General features: G+C 71.8%; 9 protein-coding genes. 6 read left to right on the forward strand and 3 right to left on the reverse strand.

Annotated elements, in window-relative coordinates:
- The first annotated feature begins 113 nt into the window (after nt 1-113).
- The 4 genes from ACZ7LS_RS01960 (at nt 114) to ACZ7LS_RS01975 (ending at nt 3,327) form a co-directional block, all read left to right on the forward strand.
- Entirely contained in the window at nt 114-758 is a 645-nt protein-coding gene (locus ACZ7LS_RS01960) for a class I SAM-dependent methyltransferase (protein WP_385130043.1), read from the forward strand.
- 127 nt (nt 759-885) lie between these two features.
- Nucleotides 886-1,845: an N-acetylmuramoyl-L-alanine amidase gene (locus ACZ7LS_RS01965; RefSeq protein ID WP_385130041.1), complete on the forward strand. Its 960-nt coding sequence runs from the start codon at nt 886-888 to the stop codon at nt 1,843-1,845.
- 267 nt (nt 1,846-2,112) lie between these two features.
- The gene (locus ACZ7LS_RS01970; RefSeq protein ID WP_382664267.1) at nt 2,113-2,907 is read left to right on the forward strand and encodes a hypothetical protein; all 795 of its coding nucleotides are present in this window, start codon (nt 2,113-2,115) and stop codon (nt 2,905-2,907) included.
- Between the two features lie 126 nt (nt 2,908-3,033).
- On the forward strand, nt 3,034-3,327 hold the full coding sequence (locus tag ACZ7LS_RS01975) for a hypothetical protein (RefSeq protein WP_356506783.1): 294 nt from the start codon (nt 3,034-3,036) through the stop codon (nt 3,325-3,327).
- A 25-nt stretch (nt 3,328-3,352) separates the two neighbouring features.
- Here the strand turns inward: ACZ7LS_RS01975 and ACZ7LS_RS01980 are convergent, their stop codons facing one another.
- From ACZ7LS_RS01980 to ACZ7LS_RS01990, 3 genes are read right to left on the reverse strand one after another with little or no spacing between them, the layout of a single operon-like run.
- Nucleotides 3,353-4,468: a prenyltransferase gene (locus tag ACZ7LS_RS01980; protein WP_385130184.1), complete on the reverse strand. Its 1,116-nt coding sequence runs from the start codon at nt 4,466-4,468 to the stop codon at nt 3,353-3,355.
- 2 nt (nt 4,469-4,470) lie between these two features.
- Nucleotides 4,471-5,214, reverse strand: a complete 744-nt coding sequence (locus tag ACZ7LS_RS01985; RefSeq protein WP_382878117.1) for a class I SAM-dependent methyltransferase — start codon at nt 5,212-5,214, stop codon at nt 4,471-4,473.
- Nucleotides 5,208-6,644, reverse strand: coding sequence for a glycosyltransferase family 4 protein (locus ACZ7LS_RS01990; RefSeq protein ID WP_385130038.1), 1,437 nt, complete (start codon nt 6,642-6,644; stop codon nt 5,208-5,210). The genes ACZ7LS_RS01985 and ACZ7LS_RS01990 overlap by 7 nt, the downstream gene beginning before the upstream one ends.
- A gap of 238 nt (nt 6,645-6,882) precedes the next feature.
- On the opposite strand from ACZ7LS_RS01990, the gene ACZ7LS_RS01995 reads away from it, so the two are divergent.
- Entirely contained in the window at nt 6,883-7,515 is a 633-nt protein-coding gene (locus tag ACZ7LS_RS01995) for a TetR family transcriptional regulator (protein WP_385130036.1), read from the forward strand.
- A gap of 182 nt (nt 7,516-7,697) precedes the next feature.
- Nucleotides 7,698-8,933: a S8 family peptidase gene (locus ACZ7LS_RS02000; RefSeq protein WP_385130034.1), complete on the forward strand. Its 1,236-nt coding sequence runs from the start codon at nt 7,698-7,700 to the stop codon at nt 8,931-8,933.
- The last annotated feature ends 105 nt before the right edge of the window (nt 8,934-9,038 follow it).

Below are 9,038 nucleotides of genomic sequence, written 5' to 3' on the forward strand. Positions count from 1 at the left end.
GGGGTGTACGGCAGCATGGGCGACCACGTTCCGTACCACGGTTCGCATCACGGTGCGTGCCACGCTCCGTACCCCGGTTCGCACCGTCCATCGCACCAGCACGAGGAGAGCCGATGCCCCCGGCACCCGCGCCGAAGATCCTCGCGGCCTTCGAGGCCGCCAAGGGGTTCATGCCCGTCCACGAGGGGCTCGCCCTCTACGCGGCGGCCACCGAGGCGGGCGCCCTCGGGCTGCCGCTCCTGGAGATCGGCACCTACTGCGGGCGCTCCACCCTCCTGCTGGCCGCCGCCGCGCGCGAGGCCGGTACGGTCGCGGTCACCGTCGACCACCATCGCGGCAGCGAGGAGCAGCAGGTCGGCTGGGAGTACCACGACCCGTCCGTCGTCGATCCGGACACCGGCCTGATGGACACGCTCCCGGCGTTCCGCCGCACGCTCCTGGCGGCGGACCTGGAGGACTCGGTGATCGCGGTCGTCGGCCGTTCGCCGCAGGTGGCGAAGGTCTGGGGCGGTCGGCTCGGACTCGTCTTCATCGACGGCGGCCACACCGACGAACACGCCAACGGGGACTACGAGGGCTGGGCCCCCCGTCTCGTCGAGGGCGGGCTGCTCGTCATCCACGACGTGTTCCCGGACCCGGCGGCCGGCGGGCAGGCCCCGTACCGTGTCTATCTCCGGGCCCTGGCCTCCGGCGCGTTCACCGAGGTGTCCGCGACCGACTCGCTGCGCGTCCTGCGCCGTACGGCGCCGGGCGGCTGACCGTCGCACCCCGCTCGTGGGCCCACGCACCGGAGCGTCCGGCGATCGGGGGACGGTCCGGGCGACCGCGCCGTCGGCCCGTGTCTTCCGCCACGGCCCGATCGCCCGACGGTCTACCATCGCGACGGTGTCGTACGACGAGAGTCAGCAGCCCACCCGCGGCCGTTCCGGCCGGAGCACCCTCACCCTCGCGGTCGCCGCACTGGTGCCGACCGCCGTGGCGGGGTGGCTCGTCTGGCAGGGGATGAGCGGCCCGGACGGCCCGGACGCCGCGTCGGCGGCCGGCGTCGCCGCCTCATCCTCCGCGGCGAGCACGCCCGCCCCCTCCTCCGCCTCCGGTGCCACGCGCGACGACGACGTCCCCGGTGGCACCGTCCCGGCCGAGCCCTCCGCCCCCGCCCGGCCGCTCGCGGGCAAGGTCGTGGTCATCGACCCCGGTCATAATCCACGCAATCGCGACCACACCGCCGAGATCAATGAGCCGGTGGATATCGGAACAACCAGCAAAGAATGCGACACCACCGGCACCTCGACCGACGCCGGCTACCCCGAAGCCGAGTTCACCCTCGATGTCTCCCACCGTCTGCGTGATCTGCTCGAAAAAGCGGGCGCGAGGGTCATCTTCACCCACGACGACGAACGTCCTTTCGGCCCGTGTGTCGATGAGCGCGCCCGGATCGGAAACACCGCGAAGGCCGATGCCGCGATCTCCGTCCACGCGGACGGATCGGCTTCCGGCAATCGCGGATTCCATGTCATCCTCCCCGCCCTGGTCAAGGGCGGAGGAGCGGACACCACGGCCATCGTGGGCCCCTCGCGCGATCTCGGCGAACACATCGTGGGCGATTTCGTCCGCGAGACCGGCAGCGCCCCCGCCAACTATCTGGGCGAGGGCACGGGCCTCGACGTACGCGCGGACCTCGGCGGGCTGAATCTGTCGGCCGTGCCCAAGGTCTTCATCGAATGCGGCAATATGCGCGATGCGTCGGACGCCGAGCTGCTCACCGACGCGGAATGGCGGCAGAAGGCGGCACAGGGGCTGGCGGACGGAATCCGCGGCTTCCTCAAGAAGGACCACAGGAACTGACAACAGTGGCGACAGGAGGAGCGAGCGGGCGAGACGAACGGGAGCGATGAAACGGGCGGTGTACGAGAGACAGGAGGGGTGAACTCCGCTCACGGACCCGCGTAACGGGCGTATACCGGCCCCCGATACCCGGCAGACGCCCGGAACGGGGAGACGATACATTCATCCGTACGATAGGGAGCCGCCCCCGAGCTTCGCACCGTGTACCGCCGGACCGGCGGCCGCGACGACCGCCCCGACCTTGACGACAGACGAAGGACTTTTCACGTGAACATCCGCTCCCTCACTCGAGGCGACGGCGTGGTGATCGGAGCAGCGGTGTTGCTCTTCATCGCCTCGTTCCTCAATTTCTACGAGTCCAGCTTCAGCACTGGCGTGAATGCCTGGGACTTGCTGGGCGTCGTGATGAGCATCCATCTGGCCGGGGTCATCGCCGCGGCACTGATCGTCACCGCCCGCGCGCTGCCCCAGCCGCGGAAGGTCGTGGGACTCGACCTCGGTCAGTTCGGTGTCGCCCTGTCGGTCTTCGCGGCCTGGACGGGTCTCTGGTACCTGCTCGGTGACGGCAGCGCGGGCAGCGGTCTGATCCTCGGCTTCATCGCCGCGCTGGTCCTGGCGGGCGCCGCCGTCGCCACGCCGGTCGTCCCGGCCCTGAAGGTCGCCCTCATCGGCGCCCCGAAGCCGGCGACCCCGCAGCCGTACGGCGGGCAGCCGGGCATCCCCGGACAGGGCTACGGCTACCCGGCCGGCCAGCAGCCCTACGGTACGCAGGGCCAGCCGCAGCCGTACGGCTCCCAGGCGGGCCAGCCCGCCGCCGCGCCGCAGCAGGGCGGCCCGTCGCAGGGCGGCGCCGCTCCCGCCGGTGACTTCTCGCCGTTCTGGTTCGCCGTACCGGTGGCCCGCCCGCTGTTCGGTGAGGACGGCTCGCCGTCCCCGATCGCCGAGCTCGCCCCCGGCACCTGGTACCTCGCGGTCGAGCAGCGCGGTCCCGGTCTGGTGGCCCAGACGCAGGACGGCCGGCGCGGAGTCCTCCAGGACACGTCCGGCATACAGCGCGGCTGATCACGCGCCACGGCGTCCCAGCGGTACGACGACGGCCCCCCGCCTTCCGGTGGGGGGCCGTCGTCGTATGCGACCGTCCCACGAATCGGCGGGTTTCCGCGGCGCCCGACCGGTAACACGGTTGACATGGCCACACGACATCGCAGTGGAAGCGGCTCCGTGGCGACGATCATCATCGTCGTCGCGGACATCATGGCCTTTATTCTGGGCCTCTGGATCCTGATGTTCCTGCTGGACGCCAACCGCGCCAACGACCTGGTGGACTTCATCCAGGGCGCGGCACGCTGGCTCGCCGGCTGGTCCTACGATCTGTTCACCTTCAACGAGGCCTGGGCGCGCGTCGTCTGCGGCTACGGTCTCGCCGCGGTCGTCTATCTGCTCGTCGGCCACGGCATCGCGGGCCGGCTGCGCCGGCTCTGATCAGTCACCGGCCGGCGGCGGCCGGTCAGCGGCAGCAGTCCGGCTCCAGGCCGAGCGGCAGCCGTTCGCCGCCGAACACCGCGGTGGTCGCCTCGTCTCCTCCCAGGGCGGCCACCGCGAGCAGCAGCGACCCCGCCGTCCAGGTGGTGAGTTCCTCGGGCCAGAAGGCCCGGTGGCCCTCGAACACGTACCCCGTCCAGTACATCCCGCCGTCGGCGCGCAGATGCTGGATCGACTGGAGGACCTCAAGCGCCCGGTCGGACTCGCCCATCACCCAGAGCGCCAGGGCGAGTTCACAGCTCTCGCCGCCGGTCACCCAGGCGTTGGGCAGCACACAGCGCACCCCCAGGCCCGGTACGACGAAGCGGTCCCAGTCCGCCGCTATCCGAGCGGTGGCCCGCGCCCCCGTCACCGCGCCGCCGAGCACGGGGTAGTACCAGTCCATCGAGTAGGCGCTCTTGTCGAGGAACCGCTCGGGGTGGTCGCGTATCGCGTGCCGCAGCGCGCCCGTCGCCAACTCCCAGTCCGGCTGCGGCTCTTCGCGTTCCTCGGCGATCGCGAGCGCGCAGCGCAGCGCCTGGTGCACGGAGGAACACCCGGTCAGCAGCGCGTCGTCGACGGCCGTGCCGTCCGCCTCGCGCTTCCAGCCGATCTGGCCGCCGGGCTGCTGGAGTGCGAGGACGAACTCGATCGCCGCGTGGACGACGGGCCACATCCGGTCGAGGAACGCGTCGTCGCCGGTGGCCAGGTAGTGGTGCCAGATGCCGACGGCCACGTAGGCGCAGAAGTTGGTCTCGCGGCCCCGGTCGCCGGGCGGCATGGCCGCGGTACCGGCGTATGACGCGCTGTCGGCGTACGGCGTGCTGTCGGCGTACGCCGCGTACCAGGAGCCGTCCTCGTTCTGGTTCCTGGCCAGCCATTCGTACGCCCGCGCCGCCGCCTCGGGTTCGTCCGCGGCGTCCAGTGCCATGGCCGCCTCGGTGTGGTCCCAGGGGTCGAGGTGATGTCCGCGGAACCACGGGATCGCCCCGTCAGGACGCTGCGCCGCCAGGATGCCCGCGACCGTCTCGGTGGCCTGCTCGGCGGTGAGCACTCCGGGCAGGACGAGGTGTTCCGTGGCGCCGGGGCCACGGCCGGCCAACGTCACTTGGCGGCCGCCGCGGACGCGGCCGGCAGATGCGGCTTGGTCGCGTAGGCCACGAAACTCTTCCCCACGACGGGGTTGAGCAGTTGTTCGGTGAGCCGGGTCGCGAGGGGCTTCTTCATGATGTCCCAGACCAGCAGCTTGTGGTACGCGCGGACGGGCAGCGCCGTGTCGTTGCCGACCCCGAACGCGCACTTGAGCCACCAGTACGGCGCGTGCAGCGCGTGCGCGTGGTGGGTGCCGTACGGCTTGAGTCCGGCCTCCCGCATCCTGCCGAGCAGTTCATCGGCCTTGTAGATACGGATGTGGCCGCCCTCGACCTCGTGGTACGCGTCCGAGAGCGCCCAGCACACCTTCTCCGGGCCGTACCGGGGCACGGTCACCGCGATCCGTCCGCCGGGACGCAGCACACGCGCCATCTCCGCCAGGACTCCCTTGTCGTCCGGGATGTGCTCCATGACCTCGGAGATGATGACGACGTCGAAGGAGGCGTCGGGGAACGGCAGCTGGAGCGCGTCGCCCTCCATCGCGGTGGCGGTGGCGCCCTCGGGGGCCTCCCCCGCCTCCTTCATCGCGGCGAACCACCGGGCGACCTCGCGGATCTCCTCGCCGTTCCGGTCGAGGGCCACGACCTGGGCGCCGCGCCGGTAGCACTCGAAGGCGTGCCGGCCCGCGCCGCACCCCAGATCGAGCACACGGTCACCCGCGGCGAGCGGGAAGCGGGTGAAGTCCACGGTCAGCACTGGGTCGTCCTGCTTTCGCGGTCGGAGGGGCGGGCGGCCGAAGGGCCCGCGTTCGAGGAGCCGGCTTTCGAGGGGCGGGCGTTCGACGAGCGGGCTTCCGGGGAGCCGGCTTTCGGGGAGTGCGCGATCGCCGCGCGGTACAGCTCGGCCGTGCCCTGCGCGGCCCTGGCCCAGGTGAAGCGGGCCAGCACCCGCTCACGGCCGGCCGCGCCCAGTCTGGCGCGCAGTTCCGGGTCGTCGAGCAGCCGGCCGAGGGCGTGGGCCAGCGCGCCCGCGTCGCCCGGGGGCACGGCCAGGCAGGTCTCCCCGTCCACGCCCGCGACCTCGGGGATCGCGCCGCCGGTGGTGGCGACGAGCGGGGTGCCGGTGGCCATCGCCTCGGCGGCGGGCAGCGAGAACCCCTCGTACAGGGAAGGTACGCACGCGATCCGCGCGCCGCGGACCAGATCGACCAGCTCGGCGTCGGAGACGCCCTTGACGAACTCGACGGCGCCTTCGAGCCCGTACCGTTCGATGGCCTGCGCGACCGGGCCGTCCTCGGCCCGTCTGCCGACCACGACCAGGTGGGCACCGGGGTGTTCGGTGCGGAGCTTGGCGAGGGCCTCGATGAGATGGACGAGGCCCTTGAGGGGGACGTCCGCGCTGGAGGTGGTGACGATCCGGCCCGGGATCTCGGGCACGGCCGGGTCCGGTGAGAACAGCTCCGTGTCGGCGCCGATGTGGACGACCTCGATACGGTCGGCCCGTACCCCGAGATGGTCGGTGATCTCCTGCTTGGAGGAGCCGGAGACGGTGAGCACCGAGGGCAGCCGCCGAGCGACGCGCTTCTGCATCCGGGTGAAGCCGTACCAGCGGCGTACGGAGGCCCGGCGCCGCCAGTTCCCGGCCGCGTCCAGATCCAGCCGCCGGTCGACGGTGATGGGGTGGTGGATGGTGGTGACCAGAGGGGCGCCGAGGTTTCCGAGGAGTCCGTAACCGAGCGTCTGATTGTCGTGGACGACATCGAACTGCCCGGCGCGGGCGGCCAGATGGCGCCTGGCCCGGAGCGAGAACGTCAGCGGCTCCGGGAAGCCGCCGGTCCACATCGTGGCGACTTCGAGGGCGTCGATCCAGTCGCGGAACTCGTCGCGCCCCGGCGTGCGGAACGGATCGGGCTGCCGGTAGAGATCGAGACTGGGCAGTTCCGTGAGCGGTATGCCCTCGTCGAGCACGGGATACGGCTGGGCGCCGATGACCTCGACGCTGTGTCCGAGACGGGCGAGTTCACGGGACAGGTGCCGGACGTAGACGCCCTGGCCGCCGCAGAACGGGTTTCCCTTGTAACTGAGGAGGGCGATCCGCAGGGGCCGGTCGCCGCCGCTCTCCGACGGACGGTCATCTCCGCCCCGGGGTCCCGGTCCTGTGCCCGCCTCTATGGCCTCAGCGGTCACTCTCGGCCCCCTGTCTCACTGCGCTCTCCGCGTTTTCGCCGGAGCGTAACCGCTGTCCACAATCTAGAACAAGTTTCAGAGTTGTTCGTCCACGGCTTCGAATCTACCGGCAAGTAGCGTCGCGGCACCCGCCCGAGCAGGTGATTCGTGCCACGGCGGGTGTCTGCCATGCTGTGCGGTCCGGAGGCGGCGAAGCATGCGGACGCGTTCAGCGGACGCGTTCAATGGAGTGGGACAGATGGCAGCGGAGATCAAACCGGCGTCACCCCCGCTGACGCGCCGCCAGGAAGCCCGGCGCCGCCGGATCCTGGACGCCACCACGCTGCTCGCCTGCCGGGGCGGTTTCGACGCCGTGCAGATGCGCGAGGTCGCCGAGGAGGCCGGGGTCGCGCTCGGGACGCTCTACCGCTACTTCCCCTCGAAGGTCCATCTGCTGGTCGCGACGATGCAGGATCAGCTGGAGCGTCTGCACACCACACTGCGCAAGAGGCCGCCCGCGAGCGACAGTCCCGCGGAGCGGGTGGCCGAGACGCTGCTGCGGGCCTTCCGCGCGCTCCAGCGGGATCCGTATCTCGCCGACGCGATGGTACGGGCGCTGACGTTCGCGGACCGGGGGGTGCGCGACGAGGTGGACCGGGTCATCGGACGGACGACGGCGATCATCCTCGACGCGATGGGCCCGTCCGTCGGTCCGCAGGGCCCGACGCCCGAGCAGCTCGCCGCCGTACGCGTCGTCGAGCACACCTGGCACGCGGCCCTGATCACCTGGCTCTCGGGCCGGGCCACGACCGCGCAGGTGAGGTCGGACATCGAGACGGTCTGCCGGCTGATCGACATGACGACCGGGGGACCCGGCGGGGCCGCCGTCTGACGGACCGCCGGCCGGGCGCCACCGGGCGCCACCGGGCGGCACCGGGCGGCACCGGGCAGGTGTTCTTGCTCCATCCGGTGGTCATCGCTCAAGCGGCCCGTGTGTTGTGGACGAAGGACGGGTGTTCATACCTCGCGGGTCCACTCCGACCGCGAGCGGTTCCCGTCATCCAAGGAGCATGTATGCGTCTCAGCGCGCGCTGGGCATCCGCCGCCGTTCTGCTGCTCGCCCCCCTGATCAGCGGCACCAGCGGCGGCGACGCCACGGCCGTCCCCCGGGAGAGCCTCGTCCCGGTCGAGCGTTCCTCCAACGCGGTCCCCGGTCAGTACATCGTCACCCTCAAGTCCGGGTTCTCGCCGGCCACCGTCCTGCGGCAGTTCGGCCTCTCCCCCCTGTTCACGTACGAGAAGGTCCTGCACGGATTCACCGCCGCCTTCTCCGCGGCCCAGCTGTCCCAGGTACGCGCGCTGCCCGCCGTCCGGGCCATCGAGGAGAACAGCCGGGTCACCGTCAGCCCGACGTCGACGCGGCCGGGCCAGTGGCGGGCCGAGCAGGCGGGGCCGGAACAGGCCGGTGCCGCGCGGGACCGGGCACCCGCGCTGAGCTGGGGGCTGGACCGGATCGACCAGCGGAGGCTGCCGCTCGACGGGGAGTTCACGGTGGCCGGCACCGGCAAGGGCGTCACGGCGTACATCGTCGACACCGGGATCGAGACCGCGCACAGCGAGTTCGGCGGGCGTGCCACCGTCGGCTTCGACGCGGTCGGCGACGGGCGTGTGGGCCAGGACTGCAACGGTCACGGCACCCATGTGGCGGGCACCACCGGCGGCGCCACCTATGGCGTGGCCCGTGCCGCCTCGCTCGTCAGCGTCCGTACGCTCGGCTGCAAGGGCAATGGCACCTGGGCCGGGGTCATCGCGGGCTTCGACTGGGTGGCCAAGAACGCCAGGCAGCCCGCGGTCCTCAACGCCTCTCTCGGCGGCCCCTCGTCCAGCGCCGTCGACACGGCGGTCAACGCCGTCGCGGCGCAGGGCGTGCTGCCCGTCGTCGCGGCGGGCAACGACGCGGTGGACGCCTGCGGTGTCTCCCCCGCCCGCGCCTCGGGCGTCTACACCGTCGGCGCGACCGACAGCGAGGACCAGGAGGCCCGGTTCAGCAACCGCGGCACGTGTCTGGAGACCTACGCCCCCGGCGTCGCCATCGTCTCCGCCCGGCTCGGCGGCGGTTCCGTCGCGCTGAACGGCACCTCCATGGCCAGCCCCCATGTCGCCGGGGCCGCGGCCCTCTACAAGGAGACGTACCCGTCCGCCACCCCGGAGGAGGTGGCCGACTGGCTCACCGAGCAGACCACCAAGGACACCGTGTTCCCCATCAGCGCCGGCTCCCCGAACCGTCTCCTCTACACCGACGGTCTCTGACGGGAGTGGGGAACGCGACCGTGGGGGGGGGGGGGGGGGGGGGGGAGGGGAGGGGGGGGGGGGGGGGGGGGTTCCGCATCAGTGTGTTCCAGTACGGGAGATTGG

The sequence above is a fragment of the Streptomyces sp. NPDC039430 genome (genome assembly GCF_055639435.1).

Bases quoted from the DNA above. Each gene is read 5' to 3' on its own strand.
- ACZ7LS_RS01960 (WP_385130043.1), top strand. From the start codon at position 114: ATGCCCCCGGCACCCGCGCCGAAGATCCTCGCGGCCTTCGAGGCCGCC.
- ACZ7LS_RS01975 (WP_356506783.1), top strand. From the start codon at position 3,034: ATGGCCACACGACATCGCAGTGGAAGCGGCTCCGTGGCGACGATCATC.
- ACZ7LS_RS01995 (WP_385130036.1), top strand. From the start codon at position 6,883: ATGGCAGCGGAGATCAAACCGGCGTCACCCCCGCTGACGCGCCGCCAG.
- ACZ7LS_RS02000 (WP_385130034.1), top strand. From the start codon at position 7,698: ATGCGTCTCAGCGCGCGCTGGGCATCCGCCGCCGTTCTGCTGCTCGCC.